The organism is Rhodanobacter sp. G2-10, from assembly GCF_055809185.1.
The window spans coordinates 122,808-145,265 of sequence record NZ_CM147900.1 but is presented as its reverse complement, the minus strand read 5'-3'; the positions used below and the strand labels follow the sequence as shown (position 1 = coordinate 145,265).

18 protein-coding genes are annotated in these 22,458 nt (G+C 66.2%); 12 read left to right on the top strand and 6 right to left on the bottom strand.

Features of this window, described 5'->3' with window-relative positions:
• The first annotated feature begins 2 nt into the window (after window positions 1-2).
• Both AC0L58_RS00660 and AC0L58_RS00655 read left to right on the top strand, forming a co-directional pair.
• Entirely contained in the window at window positions 3-296 is a 294-nt protein-coding gene (locus tag AC0L58_RS00660; RefSeq protein ID WP_473685667.1) for a YcgL domain-containing protein, read from the top strand.
• Between the two features lie 88 nt (window positions 297-384).
• Window positions 385-3,825 carry an ankyrin repeat domain-containing protein gene (locus AC0L58_RS00655; protein WP_473685665.1) on the top strand — a complete coding sequence of 1,147 codons (3,441 nt, stop codon included), beginning with the start codon at window positions 385-387 and terminating at the stop codon, window positions 3,823-3,825.
• 7 nt (window positions 3,826-3,832) lie between these two features.
• Here AC0L58_RS00655 and AC0L58_RS00650 read toward each other — a convergent pair whose 3' ends face one another.
• The 4 genes from AC0L58_RS00650 to bioD all read right to left on the bottom strand — a co-directional run bounded on the left by AC0L58_RS00650 (window position 3,833) and on the right by bioD (window position 9,223).
• Window positions 3,833-5,659, bottom strand: coding sequence for a monovalent cation:proton antiporter-2 (CPA2) family protein (locus AC0L58_RS00650; protein ID WP_473685663.1), 1,827 nt, complete (start codon window positions 5,657-5,659; stop codon window positions 3,833-3,835).
• A gap of 147 nt (window positions 5,660-5,806) precedes the next feature.
• Window positions 5,807-8,014, bottom strand: coding sequence for a peptidyl-dipeptidase Dcp (gene dcp / locus AC0L58_RS00645; protein ID WP_473685661.1), 2,208 nt, complete (start codon window positions 8,012-8,014; stop codon window positions 5,807-5,809).
• A 112-nt stretch (window positions 8,015-8,126) separates the two neighbouring features.
• Window positions 8,127-8,474, bottom strand: coding sequence for a hypothetical protein (locus tag AC0L58_RS00640; protein ID WP_473685660.1), 348 nt, complete (start codon window positions 8,472-8,474; stop codon window positions 8,127-8,129).
• A 56-nt stretch (window positions 8,475-8,530) separates the two neighbouring features.
• Window positions 8,531-9,223 carry a dethiobiotin synthase gene (bioD, locus tag AC0L58_RS00635; RefSeq protein ID WP_473685658.1) on the bottom strand — a complete coding sequence of 231 codons (693 nt, stop codon included), beginning with the start codon at window positions 9,221-9,223 and terminating at the stop codon, window positions 8,531-8,533.
• Window positions 9,224-9,279: 56 nt separating this feature from the next.
• On the opposite strand from bioD, the gene AC0L58_RS00630 reads away from it, so the two are divergent.
• From AC0L58_RS00630 to AC0L58_RS00620, 3 genes are all read left to right on the top strand, one after another.
• Window positions 9,280-9,771: a GAF domain-containing protein gene (locus AC0L58_RS00630; protein ID WP_473685656.1), complete on the top strand. Its 492-nt coding sequence runs from the start codon at window positions 9,280-9,282 to the stop codon at window positions 9,769-9,771.
• Window positions 9,772-10,022: 251 nt separating this feature from the next.
• Complete coding sequence (locus AC0L58_RS00625) at window positions 10,023-10,496, top strand: type IV pilin protein (protein WP_473685654.1); 474 nt, start codon at window positions 10,023-10,025, stop codon at window positions 10,494-10,496.
• Window positions 10,497-10,505: 9 nt separating this feature from the next.
• Entirely contained in the window at window positions 10,506-13,211 is a 2,706-nt protein-coding gene (locus AC0L58_RS00620) for an EAL domain-containing protein (protein WP_473685652.1), read from the top strand.
• 34 nt (window positions 13,212-13,245) lie between these two features.
• On the opposite strand, the gene yihA is transcribed toward AC0L58_RS00620, so the two are convergent.
• The gene (gene yihA, locus AC0L58_RS00615) at window positions 13,246-13,905 is read right to left on the bottom strand and encodes a ribosome biogenesis GTP-binding protein YihA/YsxC (protein WP_473685650.1); all 660 of its coding nucleotides are present in this window, start codon (window positions 13,903-13,905) and stop codon (window positions 13,246-13,248) included.
• A gap of 111 nt (window positions 13,906-14,016) precedes the next feature.
• Between yihA and AC0L58_RS00610 the strand changes: the two genes are divergently transcribed.
• The 5 genes from AC0L58_RS00610 (at window position 14,017) to AC0L58_RS00590 (ending at window position 17,810) form a co-directional block, all read left to right on the top strand.
• On the top strand, window positions 14,017-14,784 hold the full coding sequence (locus AC0L58_RS00610; RefSeq protein WP_473685648.1) for a c-type cytochrome: 768 nt from the start codon (window positions 14,017-14,019) through the stop codon (window positions 14,782-14,784).
• A gap of 62 nt (window positions 14,785-14,846) precedes the next feature.
• Complete coding sequence (locus AC0L58_RS00605; RefSeq protein WP_473685646.1) at window positions 14,847-15,731, top strand: thiol:disulfide interchange protein DsbA/DsbL; 885 nt, start codon at window positions 14,847-14,849, stop codon at window positions 15,729-15,731.
• 64 nt (window positions 15,732-15,795) lie between these two features.
• Window positions 15,796-16,446: a thiol:disulfide interchange protein DsbA/DsbL gene (locus AC0L58_RS00600; RefSeq protein WP_473685644.1), complete on the top strand. Its 651-nt coding sequence runs from the start codon at window positions 15,796-15,798 to the stop codon at window positions 16,444-16,446.
• Window positions 16,447-16,584: 138 nt separating this feature from the next.
• Window positions 16,585-17,397 carry an endonuclease/exonuclease/phosphatase family protein gene (locus tag AC0L58_RS00595; RefSeq protein WP_473685642.1) on the top strand — a complete coding sequence of 271 codons (813 nt, stop codon included), beginning with the start codon at window positions 16,585-16,587 and terminating at the stop codon, window positions 17,395-17,397.
• Window positions 17,394-17,810: a hypothetical protein gene (locus AC0L58_RS00590; RefSeq protein WP_473685640.1), complete on the top strand. Its 417-nt coding sequence runs from the start codon at window positions 17,394-17,396 to the stop codon at window positions 17,808-17,810. The genes AC0L58_RS00595 and AC0L58_RS00590 overlap by 4 nt, the downstream gene beginning before the upstream one ends.
• Here AC0L58_RS00590 and AC0L58_RS00585 read toward each other — a convergent pair.
• Complete coding sequence (locus AC0L58_RS00585; protein ID WP_473685638.1) at window positions 17,721-19,319, bottom strand: glycoside hydrolase family 17 protein; 1,599 nt, start codon at window positions 19,317-19,319, stop codon at window positions 17,721-17,723. The two genes, AC0L58_RS00590 and AC0L58_RS00585, sit on opposite strands and share 90 nt — an antisense overlap.
• Before the next feature lie 128 nt (window positions 19,320-19,447).
• Here AC0L58_RS00585 and AC0L58_RS00580 point away from each other — a divergent pair, with 128 nt between their 5' ends.
• Both AC0L58_RS00580 and AC0L58_RS00575 read left to right on the top strand, forming a co-directional pair.
• Complete coding sequence (locus AC0L58_RS00580) at window positions 19,448-21,508, top strand: transglycosylase SLT domain-containing protein (protein ID WP_473685636.1); 2,061 nt, start codon at window positions 19,448-19,450, stop codon at window positions 21,506-21,508.
• A 6-nt stretch (window positions 21,509-21,514) separates the two neighbouring features.
• Entirely contained in the window at window positions 21,515-22,453 is a 939-nt protein-coding gene (locus tag AC0L58_RS00575) for a complex I NDUFA9 subunit family protein (protein ID WP_473685634.1), read from the top strand.
• Window positions 22,454-22,458 lie beyond the last annotated feature (5 nt).

The window sequence follows — 22,458 nt, the reverse complement described above, 5'->3', positions numbered from 1 at the left end:
CGATGCACTGTCATGTCTACGCGAGCCTGCGCAAGCCCGACAGTTACCTGTGGCTGGCGCAGCGCGACGGCTTTGAAGTCGTACCCGAATCGCTGTTGCTGATGTTGGGCGAGCTGCGCTTCGTGATGGAGGTGCAGCTGGAGGCTGAGCGCAAATTGCCGGTCGAGGATACGGCCCAGGTCATCGAACACCTGCGCGACCAGGGCTGGCATCTCCAGTTGCCGCCAAAGGAAACGCTGGCCGCGGCAAACCATCCTGCGTACACCCACTCTCCCAAGAATGACCGGCTCGAATGAGTCATCCACGCATCGGCGCTGGCGAAGTCGTCATCGAAGTTAACGCTCGGTTACCGTATGCCGGTTCAACGATTTCTATACTGTCGCCATGACCCAGCCCAAATCCCGTCGTCGCCCTCCCTTTTTGCACGCGCTGGCCTGGTTCATTCCCGGCCTGCTGGCCGTCGCCATCGCAGGTCTGGCAACGCATCCGCTGACCCTGATCCCGCTGCTGGTGGCCAACGCGCTGACCATGGCCGCCATCTGTCACGCCATCGGCTTCGACCCCGAACCGAGATTCACCCGGACCGTGCTGCGCCGGGGCGCCGCGCATCTGGTGATGTTCACCGCTTACTGCGTGCTGGTGTTCCTGCTGGTGGCCTGGCCGATGCTGCAACTGAGCCACGCACCCAGTCTCAGCGCCGCGCTGCTGCTGGCTGCGGCACTGGTGCTGGCGCTGGTCGTCCTGTGGCGTCTCTGGCCGGCATTCGGACTGGTGTTCGTGTGGGATGACGCGTATCCGCCGCAGCGCGACGGTTCGTGGATCTTCACCGCCACCCTGCGCAGCATGGCCTTCGGTCGACACCTGTCGCGCGAGGAGCGCTTTTTCAGCCACTTCCTGCCGGCATCCCTGTGCCTGCTGATACTCGCCTTCGGCGCGATCGCGCTGACCGGCCTGGTCGGCATGCTGCCGGAGGAAATGCGCATCGCGGCGCTGGCGATCTATGCCGTGGTGATCATGCCGCTGGCCTGCCTGGTGATCGCCAACCGCACGCTGCGTGCCCTGCTGTGCGAACGGCATACGCCGCGTCGTCGCACGGATGAAGACCCTGCCGCCAGCGACGCGCCACGTCCGGTGCTGAATGAGCGGGAACGGATTGTCGGCAGCGCCGAACAGGCCGCGGCCCTGCTGGCCGCCACCCGCGACGGCGACATCGAACGCGCGCTCGCGCTGCTGGAAGTCGGCGCCGACCCTGGCACCGCGCCGGATCCGGACGACCGCGACCAGCGCCCGGTGCTGATGCTCGCCGCGCTGCTGCCAGACACCCGCCTGCTGCGTGCGCTGATCGCCAAGGGCGCCGATGTGAACCAGTCCAGCGGCGGCATCACCCCCCTGCTGGCCGCCACCCGCGACAGCCGGCACGGCCGCGCCGAGGCGGTACTCACCCTGCTCGCCAACGGCGCCGATGCGCTGGTGACCGATGCCGACGGCAACACGCCGCTGCACGGCGCAGTACTCAGCGCCGACGCCGGCGTCGCGGCGATGCTGCTCGATGCCGCCGCACCGATCGACGCATTGAACCAGGCCGGCCTGAGCCCGTTGGCCACCGCCTGCCGCGCAGGCAACTGGCCACTGGTCAAATTCATGCTCGAACGCGGCGCCAAGACCAGCCTTCCGGGTGGCGAACCGGCGCTGGTCGCCGCCGCCACGATTGCCGATGACGATCCCGCCGGGGTCAAGCTTCTGCTCAAGCACCGGGCCGCCGTGAACGCGCTGGACGGGCGCAAACGTCACGCCCTGCTTGGCGCGGCGACCGAAGGCCACGAACAGATCGTGCGCGCGCTGTGCGAGGCCGGCGCCGACGTCAACCTGGCCGACCAGCACGGCAGTACCGCCTTGATGGAGGCCGCGCGCGCGGGTGCCAGCGGCATCGTGCAACGGCTGGCCGAGGCCAAGGCCAACGCGCTGGCACGCGACCAGCACGGTCGCGACGCGCTGATGCTGGCCTGCCAGTCGCCGCACGCCGACGCCACCACGATAAGCTCCTTGCTTGCGCTGGGAGCGGACGCCAAGGCAACCGGCAGCGACGGACGCAGCGCGCTCGATCACGCCACCGCGGCCGGCCGCTGGGATCTGGTCGCCCTGCTCGATCCGGACACGGCGTTGCCGGCCAACCTCAGCCATGACCTGCTCGGCGAGGGTGCCGACACGCCGCAACATCTGCTCGACGCGCTGCGCTTCGGTCACTGGGCGATCGTCTCCGCCTTCGCCGAAACGGTGCGGTCATGGCCGCAGCCACAACTGGCCCGGCTTTACCTCGAGCTGGCCGCGCCCGGTCTCGGCACGGCGCGCCGCTGGTTGCTCGACCACGGGCTGGATCCAGAAACCCGACTGGAAGCTCCTCGTGTCGATGATGCCGACACCGGCGACGAGGCCGCCTTGCCGCCACTGGGCCGGCGCCTGTTCGATGCGCTGCTGCAGCAATTGCCGGATGCCGCCGAAGCGGTGGAAGACCTGCTGCAGGCCGGCGCAAGCCCGGCCGGTACAGGCCTGCTCGCCACGGCGCTCGCGCAGTTGGGCGATACCGCGCGCGCGACAGCCTTGCCGATCAGCCTGCTCGAACGCGGCGCCGATCCGTTCGGCCCCGATGCCAACGAACGCACCCCGCTGCATCTGGCCGCGATGTACTCGCAGGATGCGTTGCTGCGCACCCTGCTGGTCCGCGGCTGCAACCCGAACACGCGCGATCGCCACCAGCGCACACCCCTGTTCGCCGCACTCGAACACGGTGTGGCGGCGCTGCCGCTGGTGCGCAGCCTGATCGCTCACGGCGCCGATCCTGAAGCGACCGACAGCCACGGCGAAACGCCGCTGGGACTGGCACTGGATCACCCTGTGCTGGAGCGCTGGCTGGACTGGCGCGACTGGCCCTTGCCCACCCGCCCGTTGCGCAGCGACGACCTGCCGCTCGCCGCCGCCGCTGGCGCGCTGGATGCCGTGCAACGTCTGCTTGAACTCGGCTTCGCCGTCGACGCCCGCGACGAGCAAGGCGCCACCGCGCTGCTGCGCGCCTGTGGCGCCGGTCATCGCGAGGTGGCCGCTTGCCTGCTCGACGCCGGTGCCGACCCGGCGTTGCCGGCGAACAGTGGCGTCACCCCCCTGGTCGCGGCGGTGACGGCACGCCGCGAGGCGCTGGTGGCCTTGCTGCTGCAGCATGCTGTCGCGGTCGACCAGCGCCTGCCCAACGAAGCCACGGCCTTGATGGTGGCGGCAGCACTCGGCTACCCGGATATCGCCGCACAACTGCTCGAGGCCAATGCCGACGTCAAGGCGGTGGACGCCGCCGGGCGCGGCGCGCTGCATGCTGCCGCCCAGTTCGGTTTCGAGCACAACGACAGCCTGCGCACCCGCCGCCTGTTCGACAGCCTGCTGGCGCGCGGTGCCGACATCAATCACGCCGATCGCGAAGGCAAGACTCCGCTGCTGCTGCTGCTCGGTGCCCAGCTCCCGCCCGGCAACGATGGCGACGCCACCCATCTTGGCGCGCTGGTGCCGTTGTTGCTGGACGCCGGCGCCCGGGTCGAGCACGCCGACCAGCGTGGCGTGACCGCCCTGCACGCCTGCGCCATGCACGCCATGCTGGCGCCCGCGCGCGTGCTGCTGGCGCGCGGCGCCGATCGCCAGGCCATCGACGCGTTCGGTCGCACGGCGGCCGAGGTGGCGCGGCAACTCGGCTTCGTCGATATCGCGCATGAACTCGGTGCGCGCGGCCAGGCCATCCCCAGCGTGCGGCAGACCCTGCGCCAGCCGGCTCAGCCAGCCGACTGACACCAGGTCATTCGGGGCCGGGCGACTCGCGCGATTCCCTGGCGCGTTCGCGCTCGGCATCGGGCGCCGCATCGGCATCGAACAGGCGCTGCAGGTCGACCAACGCATCGCGGTTGCTCTGGATCAGCTTGGTCTCGTCGTCATAGACCAGCGCCTGCTTCTTCAGCAGATCCTCATCGTAGCGACGGAAGCGCTCGACCCGGTCCACCGCGAACTCATGCGAGAGCCCCAACGCCTCCAGCGTCTTGCGGGTCATCTTCAGGCTGGAATGGAAGGTCTCGCGCACCGGGTCTTCCACACCCATGTCCAGCAGGCGGAACACGTGCTGGCGGTTGCGCGCCCGCGCCACGATCTTCAGGTGCGGATACTGCCGTTTGACCAGTCGCGCCGTGCGCAGGTTCGCTTCCGGGTCATCGGTGGCCAGCACGAACACCTCGGCCGTGGCCGCCTGCGCCGCGCGCAGCAACTCCGGCCGCGCCGGGTCGCCGAAGAACAGGTTGACCGTGCCGAAACGGCGCGAGAAATCGACCTGGTCGGCCGAATGCTCCAGCGCCACGAACGAGATGCCCTGCGCACGCAACACGCGGGCAATGATCTGGCCGACCCGGCCGAAGCCGGCGATGATCACCCGTGGCGGCGCGGTGTCGATGGTGTCGAACTCGCGCGCCGGTTTGCGCGGACGCACATTGAGTGCCCTCGCCGCCAGCACCACCAGCAACGGGGTCAGAGCCATGCTCAGCGTGATCACCAGCACCAGCGCATCGCGCTGGCCGATGCTGAGCAGTTGCTGGTCGGCCGCCAGCCGCAACACCACGAAGGCGAACTCGCCACCACAGGCCAGCAGCACCACCAGGCGCAGCGTGTCGGAGCGATTGAGTCCGCCCAGCAGCCGGCCCAGCGGCCACAATAGCAGTCCCTTCAGCAACAGCAGCATGGTCACCAACACCAGAATCAGCCCCGGTCGATGCCACAGCAGGGACAAGTCCATCGACATGCCGACGCTGATGAAGAACAAGCCCAGCAAGAGCCCCTTGAACGGCTCGATATTGGATTCCAGCTCGTGCCGGTATTCCGAATCGGCCAGCAGCATGCCGGCAAGGAACGCGCCCAGGGTGACCGAGACGCCGGCCAGCTCCATCAGCCACGCCACACCCATCACCACCAGCAGGGCGGTGGCGGTGAACACCTCCACCGAGTCGGCCTTGGCCACGAAGCGGAACACCGGCCGCAACAGGTAACGGCCACCAACCACCACCGCCAGGATCATGCCGACCGTGCGCAACACGCCGAACAGATCGACATGGGTAGCCGTCGAGGCGGCCAGCAGCGGCACCGCGGCGATCAGCGGAATGGCCGCCAGGTCCTGGAACAGCAGGATCGCGAACACCTGACGTCCGTAGGCTGCACCGGCCTCCTTGCGCTCGGCCAGGATCTGCAGGCCGAAGGCGGTCGAGGACAACGCGAGACTGCCGCCGACGATGGCGGCTGCCTTGCCGGTCAGGCCGAACAGGTAGTAGGCCACCGCCGCAATCGCCAGCATGCTGGCCAGCACCTGCAGCAAGCCGGTGCCGAATACCGAACGCCGCATCACCCACAGGCGCTGCGGCGACAACTCCAGCCCGATCACGAACAGCATCAGCACCACGCCGAACTCGGAGATCGTGGCGACGCCCTCGGTATCGCGAACCAGCCCCAGCAACTGCGGCCCGATCACGACGCCAGCCAGCAGATAACCCAGTACCGCGCCCAGTCGGAAACGCTTGGTCAGCGGCACCATGATCACCGTGGCGAGCAGGAACACCACGGCAGTCTGCAAGAATTGATGGCTGTCCACGCGGCTCGCTCCGTTAGACCAGTCGCGATTGTCCCACGCCGCGAAAACCGCCAGGCCCTTTTTGCTTGGGAAACTCGTGGCGAGGTCGTTCGCGCCCACAAAAAAGCCGGCAATGCCGGCTTTCTTGTGCCACGTGACGCGAGGGGCTTACTTCTTCGGCACTTCCTTCAGGCCGCGGTTCTCCAGCATCGGCTCGATGCTGGGGTCCTTGCCGCGCCAGTCCTTGTACATCTTGGCCAGGTCCTCGGTGTTGCCGCGCGACAGGATCATCTTGCGGAAGCGATCGCCATTGGCGCGGGTCAGGCCGCCGTTTTCCTTGAACTCGACGAAGGCGTCATCGGCGAGCATCTCGGTCCACAGGTAGGCGTAGTAGCCGGCGGCGTAGCCGTTGCCCCAGATGTGCTGGAAGTAGCTCGAGCGGTAGCGCGGCGGCACGTAGCCGAGGTCCACCCCGTCCTTCTTCAGCGAAGCCGCCTCGAACTTGTCGGCATCCTGCAGCGGCGCGTCGGCGCCGAGCATGTGCCAGTTCATGTCGAGCATCGCCGCGGCGACCAACTCGGTCATGTCATAGCCCTTGTTGAACATGCCGGCCTTTTTCATCTTGTCGACCAATGCCTGCGGCATCGGCTTGCCGGTCTTGTAGTTCTTGGCGTAGTTGGCGAACACCTTGGGATTGCTGGCCCAGTGCTCGTTGAACTGCGACGGGAACTCGACGAAGTCACGCGCAGTGTTGGTGCCGGACAGGGTCGGATACTCCTCGTCGGCGAACATGCCGTGCAGCGCATGGCCGAATTCGTGGAACATCGTGGTCACGTCGTCGAACGACAGCAGCGCCGGCTGGCCCGCGGCTGGTTTGGTGAAATTGGCGACGTTGTAGATCACCGGCTTGGTGTTCATCAGCCTGGACTGGCCGACGAAGTTGTCCATCCACGCGCCGCCACCCTTGTTGTCGCGCTTGAAGTAGTCGGCATAGAACAGCGCCAGCGACTTGCCGTCCTTGTCGAACACCTCGAACACGCGCACGTCCGGCTGGTACACCGGGATGTCCTTGCGCTCCTTGAAGGTCAACCCGTAGAGCTGGTTGGCGGCGTAGAACACGCCATTCTTGAGCACGTTGTCCAGCTCGAAATAGGGCTTGATCTGGTTCTCGTCCAGATCGTATTTCGCCTTGCGCACCTGCTCGGCGTAGTAGTTCCAGTCCCACGGCTCCAGCTTGAAGCTGGGCTGCTTGAGCGCCTTCTGGTCCTGGTCGATCTGCGCCTGGATGTCGGCCGCCTCGCGCTTGGCGCGTGCCACCGCGGCGGGTGCCAGCTTGTCCATGAAGTTCATCGCCGTGGCCGGTGTCTTGGCCATCTGGTCGTCGAGCTTCCATGCGGCGTAGTTCGGGTAGCCGAGCAGCGCGGCTTCCTGCGCGCGCAGTTGCGCCAGGCGCTCGATCGTCTTGCGGGTGTCGTTGGCGTCCCCCTGCTCGGCGCGATTCCACGACGCCTCGAACAGCTGCTTGCGGGTGGCGCGATCGTCCAGGTCCTGCAGCTCGGGCTGCTGCGTGGTGTTCTGCAGCGACAGCACGTACTTGCCGTCTTCCTTGCGGTTCTTGCCGGCCTGCAAGGCCGCGGCAAGCTCGGCATCGGACAGGCCCGCCAGCTTGCTCTTGTCGCTGAATACCGGAGCGGCATCCTTGGTCGCTGCCAGCAGCTTGTTGGTGAACGAGGTGCTGAGGCTGGATTCCTCCTGGTTCATCTTCTTCAGCTTGGTCTTGTCCGCCTCGGACAGCTTGGCACCGGCATGCACGAAGTTCTTGTAGACCACCTCGACCAGGCGCGCCGACTCGGGATCGAGATTGAGCTTGTCGCGCTGGTTGTAGACCGCCTCGACGCGTTGGAACAGCTTGTCGTTGAGATAGATCGCATCCTGGTGCGCGGCCAGCTTCGGCGCCTCTTCCTCCTGCACTTTCTGCAAGGTGTCGTTGGTGTTCGCCGCGGTGACACCATTGAACACGGCCATCACGCGATCCAGCATGACGCCGGATTTCTCCATCGCCACGTAGGTGTTCTCGAACGTGGGCGGCTCGGGGTTGTCGGCGATCTTCTGGATCTCCGCCAGCTGGCGCTTCATGCCCTCCTCGATCGCCGGCTGGTAGTCGGCATCGGTGATCTTGTCGAACGGCGGCGCCTGGAACGGCAGCGTGCTGGCCTGGAAGAACGGATTGCTCGACATGGCGGTGGCCGGTGCGGCGGTGCTGGCGGTCGCCACCGAAGCGGTGGTCGCGGGAGTGGAATGGTTGGCATCGGGTTGCTGCGAACAGGCAGCAAGGGCGACCGTGGTGGCAATCACAAGCAGGCGGAGACGAAGCATCGGGTTCCCCAGTCAGAGCGTCCGCGACGGGACGGGATAGGTTGGCAATTCCCGACTTTACCGATACGGCTGCCAGTTTCCAAACAACCGCAGGATCATGCGATCGGCTCGATCAGGCCGCGCGCATGTCGCGCAACTGCCAGGACGATCCGATCAGCAGATACAAGCGATGCCGCACCACGCTCATCGGCAGGCTGGTGGTGAGCTCCACGTCGGTATGCAAATCGGCCACCTTGGCCGTCACTTCGGCCGCGGGATCGGTGGCTCCCAGGCTGGCATCCACCGCATCGGGATCGGGTTGCGCGGCGCGCCAGCGCTGGAACAAGCCGTCACCGCGCAGTGCCTGTTGCAGCGCGGCGGCGAAATCATTCGGGCCTGCACCGTCATAACTGAAACGGGTGTCTTCGCCGCGCGCATGGGCAAGGTCGGCGATGGAGAGATAGTAGCGATTGCGGGCCATGTTGCCTCCGAGCGTGGATATTGGTGTCTATCCAAGCACGCCGAATGTGAAGAACCTCATTCCAGCGCCGTCACCGCCGCTCCCAGACGTTCGGCAGCCTGCGCCGGAGGCAGATCGTGCGGCAACACACCCAGGCAGGGTGCCGGCAACAACTCCCGCAGCGTATCCAGGTTCTCTGTTACGGCCTCCATGTCCGGGTCTATCCCGTTGCCGATCCAGCCCGCAAGGCGACAGCCATCGGCGAGGATCGCCCGCGCGCTGAGCAGGGCATGGTTGAGACAGCCCAGACGCAGGCCTACCACCAGGATGACCGGCAATTCCCATTCACGGGCGATGTGCGAGGCCAGCAAGCCCGGCGCCAGCGGCACCATCCAACCGCCGATACCCTCCACCACCACCCGTTGGTGATCGGTGCACAGCTGCTCGAACGCAGCCCGGGCTGGCTTCAACGTTATCCGCACGCCGTCATGTAACGCAGCCAGATGTGGCGAAAGAGGATCGCGCAGCGCAACCGGATTGATGAGTTCATACGGAAGCGTCGCGTCGCTACCCGCGGCCTGCAATGCCAGCGCGTCGTCATTGCGCAACCCATCCGGGGTCTGCGAGCAACCGCTTGCCACCGGCTTCATGCCGCAAACACTGTAACCAGCGGATCGCAGCGCATGAATCAGGGCGCATGAAGCATGCGTTTTGCCAATTCCAGTATCGGTGCCGGCGATGAACACGGCATTTGTACGTTCGTGATGCATGAAGAAGTCCGCGATGGTCCGGCGCATAATACGCGTTTGCCGACGGATCCCTTTCCATGTTCGAGTCCAAGCCCCAGACCTACGCCAGCAAGCAGGAACACTATCGGGATCTGCTGCAGCATGCGCGCGGACTGCTCCACGGCGAGCGCGACCTGATCGCCAACGCCGCCAACTTCAGCGCGCTGATCTACCACAGCCTGCCGCAGCTGAACTGGGCCGGCTTCTACCTGTTCGACGGCACCGAACTCGTCGTTGGCCCGTTCCAGGGCAAGCCGGCCTGCATCCGTATCGCGCTCGGCCGCGGCGTCTGCGGCACCGCCGCGCAAAGCCGCCAGACCCAGCTCGTGCGCGACGTCAACGCGCATCCCAACCACATCTTCTGCGACTCCGCCTCGCAATCGGAAATCGTGGTGCCGTTGATCAAATCCGATGGCTCCCTGCTGGGCGTGTGGGATGTCGACAGCCCGGTGACCGACCGCTTCGACGAGGACGATCAGGTCGGGATGGAAGCCCTGTGCAAGGCGTTCATGGACTCCGTGGCGACCTGATCCGCGCGCGCCTGCGCCGCGTGCAGGGGGGCGACTGAAAGTTTTCCGATCCGGCAGCCCCTTGGGCGGTCACGGTCACTTGCATTTGCGCCCATCTCGCGCGCCTCGCATCTTGCGGCGCATTTTCTTGGGGACCGGCTCGTTTCGTGGTATTCAAGATCGGTCCTCCCCCGCCGTTAACGAGAGGGCGACTCACCATCTACCGAAGCTCCTTGCCGGCCCATGCGCATTGAGAACATGTCCCGATTGCCATGATCAAGAAACCGCTCCAGCGAAGCGCCGGCTTTTCCCTCGTCGAACTGATGATCTCGGTCATCATCATGGGGCTGCTTACAGCGATCGCCGTACCGATCTACATGAAGGCCGAGACGAAAATACACGGCAATGACGCGGTGGCGTTCCTGACCTCCACCGCACAAAAAATCGAGGAATATTACGCGCAGCATTCGACCTATCCCGCCAGTCTGTCAGAGATTGGCATCAAGGAACCGGCGCTCGATCCTTGGGGCAATCCGTATCAATACATGCCCATCGACACCAAACCGCCGCCGAAGAAAGGCAAAATTCGCCGGGACAAGAACATGAACCCGCTCAACACGGATTTCGACCTGTACAGTTTCGGTCCAGATGGGCGTACCCAGACCCAGTTGACGGCCAATTTTGCCCGCGATGACATCGTGCGCGCAGGCAACGGGAGCTACATCGGCACGGCCCAGGATTTCTAGGCTCGCCAAATGCGCATCTACCTGTCAGGCAAGGTCAGCCGGCGCCTTATCCTGCAGTTTCTCCTGGCGGCGTTGATTCCCATGAGCGGCATGGCCTGGTACGTCTATCACCAGGTCAGTACGCTTCTGCTGGACTCCGCATATCGACAGCTTCGCGCCGACAGCAAATCGTTCGGCATGAACCTGATCGGAATATTGAATTCCCGCGCCAGCGATCTGCGACAACTTTCATCGGAAAATGTCGGCAAGCCGTCCGCAGCCGCGAAACTTGGTTTCAGCACCACCTCTTTGCAATCATCCAGTGAGCTGACGCGAGAACAGCAGTCCCAGCTCGCGCGCGGCAAAAGCGTGTTGCGGCTGGCCGCTGGAAAGCCGGTCGAGTTGCTGGTGCCTTCCGCGATGCCGGGCAAGACCGTAGTGGGGGAGATCCGGACCGTTCCGTTGTGGGCCAACGACTCCGCACCGGAACGGTATTGCATCCTTGATGCCGATTACACCGCCCTCTTCTGCACCCCTGGACTCGCCCCGCTGAACAGACAGGTGCTGGAGTCGGCGCTCGGAACCGGCACCGGCGGCACCGTGCAATGGAAGGCTTCGGGTGAAGATCTGCTAGTCGGCCTCTGGCGGCTCAAGTTTTTGCCCATGTTCGACAGCCCGGGCTTCCTCGTCATGCAGGTCACCTCGCGAGCCGAGGCCCTGCGCGCGCTGGACAACTTCCGGCGGATGTTTCCGATCATCTTGCTGTTGGCGCTGGCCGTCGCCGCAGCGCTGGCCATCCGGCAGATCCGGCGCCAGATGCAACCGCTGGAGCATTTGACCGAGCTCACCCGCCGACTCGCGACCGGCGACCTGGCCGCCCGCATCCAGCTGATTGGCAACGACGAGTTCACCGAGCTGGGGCGCACGTTCAACGACATGGCGGCCAACCTGGAATCCCGCTTCCACATGCTCGCCCTGCTGAGCGACCTCGACCGAGCCATCATCAGTGCATCACGCATGGAGCACGTTGCAAGCGAGGTGCTGGGGCACATTCGCAAAGCCATCCCCAGCGACGGGGCGGGCTTGCTGGTGCATGGGGGTGAGGAAGATTATTACCTGCTGACGCGCGATTCGGAACGCGACGCGGGCTGCCTGCGCACCTTCCCCGTCAGACTCGACCTGAGCGCGCTGAGCCGCACCCAACCAGCCAGCATCCTTCCGCCAAACCTTCTGCCGGAGGAATTCCTGCATCGGCTTTGCCACGAACAGGCCGCGCGCCTGATCGCGTTCCCCATCAGCAACGACAACCAGCTGCAACAGGTGCTGCTGCTGGCTAGTCTGACGCCACGCGAGCCGCTCGACACCGTCATCCAGGGTGGTCGTGCCCTGGCCGACCGAATTGGCATCGCGCTATCCAGCCTGGCGCAGGAAGAAAAGCTCTATCATCAGGCCCACCACGATGCGCTGACCGACCTGCCGAATCGGGTTCTGCTGCGCGATCGGTGCGAACAGGCCATCCGTCGGGCGGAGCGCAGCCAGACCGGGGTCGCGCTGATCCTGATCGACCTCGACAATTTCAAACAGGTCAACGATACGCTCGGGCACGCCAGCGGCGACCAACTGCTGCTCCAATGCGCCACGAACCTCAATCAGCACGTTCGACAATGCGACTTGCTTGCCCGTCTGGGTGGCGACGAGTTCGTGATGCTCGTGCAGGACCTGGCAAGGGGCGAAGAGCGCGCCATTCTCGAGGAACGACTGCGCGACCTGCGCGGCGCCTTGTCCGAATCGGTTACCGTGAACGGGCACCAGATCAACACGCCCGCCAGCATGGGTATTGCGCTGTACCCGGCAAACGCCAACCACTTCGACGAACTGCTGCAGATGGCGGACGCCGCCATGTACAAGTCCAAGCGCGGACAGCCGGGCGGCTTCCAGTTCTACTCCAGCGACCTCACCCGGCAATCGAAAATCCATTTCGACTTGACTCAGGAGCTACGCAAGGCAGTCGAAAGAAGCGAGCTCGTGTTGCATTTCCAACCGAAGGTCGAGGCCCGCACACGGCAGATCGTGGGCGCGGAAGCCCTGGTGCGCTGGTTTTCGCCCACGCGAGGCTTGGTTCCGCCTGGCACGTTCGTGCACGTGCTCGACGAAATGGGCTTGGGCTCTTGGCTGGGCGACTGGGTGCTAGATCGTGCCTTCGCGCAAATGCGCCAATGGCAGGACGAAGGGCTGCCGCCGATCACCATATCGATCAACATGTCGCCGGTGCAGTTTGAGCGTGCCGCGGTGTTGGAAGGGGTCAAGACCGGCTTGAAGCGCTATCAACTCGATGCGCGCCGCCTGGAAATCGAGATACTTGAAGCGACCGCAGTCAATGACTCGCGCCAAGTGCGCGAGACGCTGGTCGCACTTCGCGCCGCGGGCGTCGGCGTGGCGCTGGACGATTTCGGAACCGGCTACTCCTCGCTCGTTTATCTGACGCGCATCCCGGCCAACGTACTCAAACTCGACCAAGCCTTCATCCGGGGGCTTTCCACCGACCCGCGCCAGCAGGAAATTGTCAGGCACATCATCGCGCTGGCCAAGACGCTGGACTACACCATCGTGGCGGAAGGGGTCGAGGAAGAAACCCAGCTCTCGCTGCTCGTGGACATGGGCTGCGACCACATCCAGGGCTATCTGATCGGTCGCGCCGTGCCGCCGGATGAATTCGCCGAACGCTGGTTGCGCTGAAAACGGTGGTTTTCGCAGCGCAGCGCGCGGCGGATCAGTCGCCGCGATCGTGCTGAAACGTTCCGCGGCGCTGCCGCAGCAACGCGGCCACCGCCTCGCGGGCTTCCTCCACGCCGGTGCCGGCGGATGACGAAAAGATCTGTGCGGTGGCATGCGGCGCCTCGGTCGCGAATTGCTTGCGCAGGGCGGCCAGGGCCTGTGCGGCCGCACCACGGGAGAGCTTGTCGGCCTTGGTCAGCAGCACGTGGCACGGCAACTGCGTGGCGAAGCAGAACTCCAGCATCTGGCGATCGAATTCCTTCAGCGGATGGCGGATGTCGACGATCAGCACCAGTCCGCGCAGGCTGCGCCGCTGGTGCAGATAGGCGTCGATCTCCACCTTCCAGTGTTCGCGCATTTCCAGCGGTACCTTGGCATAGCCGTAGCCCGGCAGGTCGATCAGACGTACCTCTGCAGGCGGCTGCCCGTTGACCTGAGCCGGCGGCGGCAGGCTGAAGGCAACCATCTGCTGGGTGCGCCCCGGCGTCTTCGAGGTTCGCGCCAGCCCCTTGTGATTGGTCAGGGCATTGAGCGCGCTGGACTTGCCGGCATTGGATCGTCCCGCGAACGCGACTTCGGCGCCGTGGTCGGCTGGAAGCTGGCTGATGCGGTGAGCGGCGAGCATGAATTGCGCGCCCTGTAGGGGATTGGACATGGGGACGGTTTGACCAAGGCAGGGTGGCACGGGATAATTCCGGGGTTTCTGTCGGTGGCAGGTCTGAGGGCCTGACCGACGGCTTTTGCAAGTCTCTCGGGAGTCAAGTGTATGAGTTTTCGCTCCGCTGGTTTTCGGCCGGTCGTTCTCGGCGCCGCTGTGGCTCTCGCGCTGGCCTTGTCCAGCACGGCCCTCATCGCGCAGGACGCCCCTTCGTCCGCCGCTACCGCGAGTGCTCCCGCAGCCGCCGGCAGCGCTGAAGCAACCCCTGCCGTTGCGGAGCAGGCCGCCATCAAGCCGGGCGACGCCACCGCCGGTCAGGCCAAGGCCGCGGTCTGCGGTGCCTGCCACGGGCTGGATGGCAATTCCGCCGATGCGCAATACCCGAAACTGGCCGGCCAGAGCGAACAGTACATCGTGCGCCAGCTGACCGATTTCAAATCCGGCAAGCGCCAGAACCCGATCATGCTGGGCATGGCCACGCCGCTTTCGACGCAGGACATGCACGACATCGGCGCCTACTTCGCCAGCCAGAAGCCGGTGCCAGGCGTGGCTGACCAGGCGCTGGTCGAGCGCGGCCAGACCCTGTTCCGCCAGGGCGACCCCACGCTTGGCGTACCGGCGTGCATGGCTTGCCACAGCATCGATGGCAGTGGCAACCCCGGTGCGATGTATCCGCACCTGGCAGGCCAGCACGCGCAGTACATCGAGGCGACGCTGAAGGCCTGGCATGACGGCGACAGCTGGGGCACCGACGCGCATTCGCAGATCATGCCGACGATCGCCAAAAAACTGGACGCCAACGACATCGCCGCGCTGGCAAGCTACATCGAAGGCCTGCACGGCACCGATGGCCAGCCTGCCGCTGCCACGCCCTGACCGATCCTGCGCCGACCCGAGGTCGGCGCTGCCGTTTCATGTTTCGCCGATCCGAGGTTGCCATGCTCAAGCGTCTGCCTATCCTGTGTGCCGCCCTGCTCGCGCTTGCCGCCTGCAGTCATGACAAGGACAGTCAGCCTGTACAGCAGCCGGCGCCCGTTGCCAGCAGCACCACCGCCGCAGTGACGCCGGCAGCGACCGCCAGCAGTCCGGCCCCGACCGCCTCGGCAGCTGCGCCCGCCACCAGCGGCAGCATCGCCCCGGCAAGCAGCGACAACACCGCGGCGGCGGCCGCACCTGCCGCGGCGGCCGTACCGTTCGTCGACAACGGCAAATGGGTGGAGGGCAAGAACTACTTCCTGATCGATCCGCAGCAGCCGACCAGCCATCCCGGCAAGATCGAGGTCACCGAGGTGTTCTCGTTTGGCTGCCCGGCCTGCAACGCCTTCCACAGCACGGCTGACCAGATCCGCAAGAGCCTGCCTGCCGGCGCGGTGATGAATTACCTGCCGGCCGCGTTCCGCCCCGATGAGAACTGGGTGGTCTACCAGCGCGCGTTCTACGCCGCACAGGCGCTCGGCCTGGCCGAAAAAAGCTATGACGCGATGTTCGACGCCACCTGGAAAACCGGCGAGACGGCCACCTACAACCTCAAGGGCACCGGCCTGAAGCCGAAGGAAGCGTGGCCGACAATCGACGACATCGCCAAGTTCTACGCCAAGAAATTCGGCGTGGATGCGAAAGAGTTCGTGGCCGTCGCCAATTCGTTCTCGGTCAACACCAAGATGAAGCGGGCCGACGACCTGGTGAAGGCCTACGGCATCGACGGCACGCCCTCGATGGTCGTCAATGGCAAGTATCGCTATGGTCCGAGCACCGCTGGCGGCTATGCTCAGACGATCGAGCTGACCCAATGGCTGATTGCCAAGGAACAGGCCGGCAAGTAGGGCCAGCCCGGTCAATCCCGCTCCCGTGGGGCCCCACGTCCGACCGAGAGAAGAGAACAACCCGATGCTCAAGCGATTCGCCCGTCTGCACGTCCTGGCCCTGTTTGCCGGTTTGCTGCTGACCAGCGCCTGCACCGCGCAATCCAGCGACTCGGCGCCGTATGTCGAGGGCACCGACTATGTCACCCTGCCCGCCCCGCACGAGCGCTACAGCAATTCGGGCAAGGTCGAGGTCGTCGAAGTCTTCTCGTACGACTGCATTCACTGCGCCAGCTTCGCGCCCGATGCCGAAAAGCTGCGCAAGGAGTTGCCGGCAGGTGCCGAGTTCAAGCTGATGCCCGCGCCGTTCAACGCCGCATGGGTGCCGTTTGCGCGCGGCTACTACGCCGCCAAACAACTCGGCGTGGTCGACCACACGCACTTGCAGCTGTTCGTTGCCAAGTTCGGCGAGCATTACCCGATCAACTCGATGGATGAGATCGCGGACTTCTATGCACGCGAAGGCGTCAATCGCGACGACTTCATGCGCATCGCCACCTCCGAGGCCACCACCGACAAGATGAAGCGCGATCTCAAGCTGCTGCGCACATGGCAGGTCGACGGCACGCCGAGTCTGGTGATCGACGGCAAGTATCGCGTGATCACGGATCGCTCGCACGCCAAGATGCTGGCGGTGGCGTTGTGGCTGACCAAGCGCGAGCTCGCGGGAAAGTAGCAGCGACATCAGGCTCCGGGGGCGCACGGAATCGCGCGGCAAGCGTCGTGTTCACACAGCTGCGTGCATGCTGTCTTTGATTGCCTGCCCGGCATGCCGGGGGAGGCGATCACCCCTCCATTACTGCCGTGTGTTGCCATGAGTCGCGCCGCGATCAACTCCACTGCCCCTGCCGAACGCCGTCTGCGGCTGCTCAGCTGCAATATTCTGGCGGGCGCCAGCGTGCAGCACTACCGCGACTACGTGACCCGCAGTCTTACCGCGGTGCTGCCCGGACGCAGCAAGATGGACAACCTGGACCGGCTGGCCGAGGTGCTTGCCGGGTTTGACCTGATCGGTCTGCAGGAGGCCGATGCCGGCAGTTTGCGCTCGGGTTTCCTCAACCAGACCCGCTATCTCGCCGAAACCTCCGGCTTGCCGTTCTGGAGTCACCAGCCCAACCGGCCGGTGGCCAAGCTGGCACACTCCGCCAACGGCCTGATCAGTCGGCTCGAACCGAGTTCGGTGACGGATTATCCGCTGCCCAGCCGCATCCCCGGCCGTGGCGCCTTGCTGGCGCAATTCGGCGAGGGCAAGAATGCGCTGGCGGTGATGATCGCGCACCTGTCACTGAGCGCCCCCGCGCGTGCACGCCAGCTCGCCTTCATTGCCGAACTGCTGCAGGACTTTCCGCACGCCGTGCTGATGGGCGACCTCAACACCGAACCGCACAGCGCGGAAATGCGCCAGTTGTTTGCCAAATGCGGCCTGCAGCCTCCCGCCCAGCCCACCCCGACCTTTCCCAGCTGGAAGCCGCGCCGGGCGCTGGATCACATCCTCACCTCGGAGGCGATCCAGCTCGAAAAGACCTGGGCGCTGCCGCAGGCGTTTTCCGATCACCTGCCGGTGGCGGCAGAGATCCGCCTGCCTGCGCACGTGGGCATCAAGTCCGAGCCACGGACGCGTCGATGACCTCGTCGCCGTGGCGATTGGCCATGCCGTGGCTGCTGTTGCTGGCGGTTGGATCGGGCGCGGCGGCGCTGCGCTTCGGCTTGATCGAATCCAGCGCGATGGGGCAATTCTGCAGCACCCACCACCCGTGGTGGTGCCAGCTGCGAACCGCGCTGGTGCTGGGCTTTCTGCACAACATCTACGACGTGGCGGCCCTGCTCGCTGCCGTGCTTGCCCTGGTTTTCAGACGTCGTGCGCTCGCCTGGCTGGCTGCGGCACTCGGGCTGTTCGCAATGCAGTTGTATGGCGCCGAGGCCGGCGCGCTGGCCCTGCTGCTCGGCAGCCTACGCCTGCTGCGCCTGCAGGCGAATGCGTGCAGCACGCCAGTCGAGCAGCACCGGCAGGGCCAGCAGCAGGTTCAATCCCAGCCATAGCCAGGCCACCGGATTGCGCCCCGCCTCCTGCACCACCACGACCGCCCCCAGCAGCGGCAGCCACGCGGCCAGGAAGCGCTGTTCCAGCCGCGGCATGACACGCCGGCCTGGCTCGGACAGCACGCCGGCCAGCGCATAACCCATGCACGGCAGAAAAAACAGACCCAGCGGAAAGTCGCGATAGCGTCCATCGAAAACCAGCAACAGGCCGTAGTACGCCAGGCCGAACAACCAGCCCAGCCGCAGCCACCCAGGCTTGAACTGACGCGTCGCCCCGGACAGGTGTGCCCCGATCCAGCCCGCCAGGCGCAAGGCAGTGAACAAGGCCAGCACGCAGGCCGCCAAAGACACGACCCATTCCCACACGTCGCGGCACGCGAACAGCATCTGGCGGAACTGCCACGCCAAGGCAGCGCCACTGGCAAGCCCGGCCAGAGCCCTCGCCAGCGCATCGCGCCAACCACGACGACGCCGTCGCCATGCCCCGACCAGCACGAACACCGCGCCGCACGCCGCCGCTGCCAACCAGCCCAGCCACCAGCGCGGGACCTCGACGACCGGGCCCTGCATCGCGAACTTCGGGCGCGCCCGTGCATCGAAAATGCCCCAATAACCACCGGCGGTGCCTTCCTGCGCGCGTTTCCACGGCTGGTCGAAGGCCTCGATCACGTTGTACGGCAGCTGGGCCTGCGCCGCGTAGCGCAGGAAGTCGCGCAGGTAACGGGCCTCGTTGACCACGCTGGCACTGGCTGACTGGCGCGACCGCCCGGCGCTGGGCCAGCCGGTTTCGCCGATCATCACGCGCCGTCGCGGAAACGCCTGCTGCACCTTTGAATACACAGTCGCCACGTGCTGCACCGCCTGCTCCGGCGGCACCGGCCGGTCCTCCCAGTAGGGCAGGATATGGATGGTCAGATAGTCGACCGAGTCGGCCAGCTCGGGATGCCGCAGCCAGAACTCCCACACGTCGGCATAGGTCACCGGTTCGGGCACCGCCGCGCGGACCCGGGCCAGGTCAGCAGCCAGCTCGGTCGAGGACAAGTCGCCACGCAGCAACACTTCGTTGCCGACGATCACCGCACGCACCACCTCGGGGTACTCGCGCGCGGTGGCGATGCCAAGCTGGATCTGGCTGGCATTCGCCGCGCGGTCGTTGCCCAGCCAGATGCCCAGCAGCACCTTCATGCCATAGCGCCCCGCAATTTGCGGCACGGCACTCAGCCCCTGTCCCTGCGAATAGGTGCGCACGCAATCGAAGCGTTTCGACAGCACGCGCAGGTCGGCGTCGATGCGCTCGGGGCTGATGAACGCACTGCCGTCCAGTGGCGTCTCGCCGGGCAAGCGAAAGGGCGCGTACGACACGCAGGCGATGCGCGCCGAAGGCGCATCCGGCAGATTCACCGGCCGCCCGATCGCCCACCACCAGTACAGGGCAGCCAGCGCCGCGCCCGCCAACGCCAACCACACCAGGCCCTCTCGACGAAGAACAGCCGCAGGTTTTGACGACATGCCGGGTCCGTGAGTGAGGGGTGAATCAGCGTGCCAGCTTAACAGCACGCGCCGCATCCTCACCGAACCCAAACAAGCCGGACGGCGCCATCCACTACACTGCGGCCAGTTCGAATCGCGGAGTTTCCATGCCTGTTGTCTGCACCCCGTCGCGCCGAGCCTGGTCGCCCTGGCTGGTACTGATATTCACCTGGCTGGCGGCCTCCAGCGTGCATGCCGGCGCACCGACTGCCGCCCAGCGCAGCGCGTTCAAGCAGGCCTATGCGGCCGCGCAGCAGGGCGATGCCAACTGGCACCAGCTGGCCCGCGGGCTGCACCACTATCCGCTGTACCCGTACCTGCAAGCCGCTGCGCTGGAACACGACATCCGGCAGGTCGATCGCGCCACGGTGGAGTCCTATCTCGAGAAGTATCCCGACTGGATTCCCGCGGCCGACCTGCGTCGCGCCTTCTTGCAGGAACTGGCGCGTCGGCAGGACTGGAACGACTTCCAGGCGCTGTACCAACCCGGCCTCGGCGATACGCTCAGCTGCTACGCGCTGCAAGCGCAGCTGGCGCAGGGCGGCAAGCTGGACTTCGAGCGCGACCTGGCCTCGCTGTGGACCAGCCCGAACCTGCCCGGTGCCTGCGACCCGGTGCTGAATGCCGCGCAGGCGCAAGGCCTGCTGACCACCGCGCGATTGTGGACGCGCATCGACCGCGCCGCCGACGCCGGCCAGGCCGGCACCATCGCCAGCCTGGCTGCCTGGCTGCCGGGCACCGACCAGGCCAGCGCCCAGCAATTGGCGTTGGCCCTGCGCGATCCGGCCGATGCACTGGCCAAGGCCAACGGATGGGGCGATACCGCGCGTTCGCGGCAGGCAGCAACGCTGGCGCTGGTGCGGCTGGCGCGGCGCGACTCCGACCATGCCGATACGGCGTGGCAGCAACTGGAGCCGCGTTTCCACTTCAGTCAGCAGCAGCGTGACCAGATCCTGCGCGCGCTGGCGCTGTTCCATGCCACCGATTTCGACGATGGGGCGCTGGCGCGGCTGGCCGCATTGCCACCGGCCGCGCAGGACGACAGCACCCGCGAGTGGCGCGCCCGCGTGGCATTGGCGCGCATGAACTGGCCGGCCGTGCTGGCCGCCATCGAGGCAATGCCGACCAGCCTGCAGGAGGACGGCGAGTGGCTGTACTTCCGCGCCCGCGCGCTGGCTGCCACCGGCCACGCCGACCAGGCACGACAGCGCTTCGAGGCGCTGGCCACGCAAGCCACCTATTTCGGCTTTCTGGCCGCCGACCAGCTGAAGCAGCCCTACGCGATCTGCCCGCTGACCCTGGCCGACAATGCGCAGCGCGAGCAGCAGCTGTTGTCGCAACCGGGCTTGCAGCGCGCGTTCGAGCTGTTCGCGGTCGACCTGCCGCAGTTGGCGCGGCGCGAATGGACCCGGGCGCTGCGCGACAGCGACGAGGCCAGCCGACGGATCGCGGCCGACCTGGCCAATCGGCGCGGCTGGTACGACCGCGCGGTATTCACCCTGAGCAGTGGCGATGCGTTGCGTCTGTACGATTTGCGCTTTCCGCTGGCCAGCCAGGATGGTCTGGTGCCGCAGGCCGAGCAGGCCGGCATCGAGCCGGCCTGGGCCTACGGCATTCTGCGCGCCGAAAGCGCCTGGATGAGCGATGCCCGCTCCGGTGCCGATGCACGCGGACTGATGCAGCTGCTGCCCAGCACCGCGGCGCTGGTGGCCCGGCGCAACGGCCTGAACTGGGATGGCGCGGCCAGTCTGTACGACCCCAGCACCAACATCGCGCTGGGCACGCGCTATCTTGCGCAGATGGCGCAACGATTCAATGGCTCGACCTGGCTGGCCAGCGCCGCCTACAACGCCGGACCGAACCGCGTCGACCAGTGGCTGGCCCAGCGCGGCACGCTGGCGCCGGAGCTGTTCGTGGCCACCATCCCGTACAAGGAAACCCGCGAATACGTGGCCCGGGTGATGGCCTTCAGTGTGATCTACGACTGGCGCCTGCATGGCACGGTGGTGCCCCTGGCAGTACGCATGAGCCCGATCGGGCAACCCTATGCACCGCCGGGGCCGAGCGTGGCGCGCCGTGCCATCCAGTGTCCGCTGGCGACATCGACGGCAGTCACCGACGCCGCCGCCGCGGCAACCAGGCAGGCCACCCCACCCGCCAAGGATTGAATACGCATGGCGATACGGCAACTTGTCATTCTCGGCGGCACGGGTTTCGTGGGCAGCCACCTGGTACCGCGGCTGGCCGCCGACGGCCATCGCATCGTGCTGCTCAGCCGCAACCGCGAGCGGCATCGCCAGCTTGGCGTCTTGCCCGGCGTGAGCGTGCGCAGCCTCGACATCTACGATGACGAAGCGCTGCGCGCGACGCTCAGCGGTGCCGACGCGGCGATCAATCTGGTCGGCATCCTCAATCGCAACGGTCAGCACACGTTCCAGCGCGTCCACGTCGAGCTGACCCGGCGCCTGATCGCCGCCTGCGAGGCCAGCGGCGTGCCGCGACTGCACCAGATGAGCTCGCTCAAGGCCGGCCAGGGCTTGTCGCAATACCTCAAGACCCGTGGCGAGGCCGAGGCCCTGGTCAAGGCGTCCTCGCTGAACTGGACGATCTACCAGCCCAGCGTGATCTTCGGCAGCGGCGACGGGCTGGTCGGACGTTTCGCCAGGTTGCTGCGGCGCATGCCGACGCTGCCGCTGGCGCGCGCCACGTCGCGCATGGCGCCGACCTGGGTCGGCGACGTGGCCGAGGCGATCGCGCGCTGTGTCGGCAGCGACGACCTCGGGCGGCGGCGCAGCTTCGAGCTGTACGGCCCGGAAGTGCTGACCCTCGGCGACATCGTGCGCCGCATCCGCGATCAGGCCGGCCTGCGCACGCCAATCCTCGCGCTGCCCGATGGTCTCGGCCGGCTGCAGGCGCAGGTCGCCGAGTGGCTTCCCGGCAAACCATTCTCGCTGGACAACTTCCGCTCGCTGCGCACCGACTCGGTCGGCAAGGTCGACGGCTATGCCGCGCTGGGCATCACGCCACGGGCGTTCAGCACCGAACTGGCGTCCTTGCTCGAACCGCCGCAGCGCCAACGCCGACTGGATGCCATGCGCTCGCGGCGACGCTGATCGGG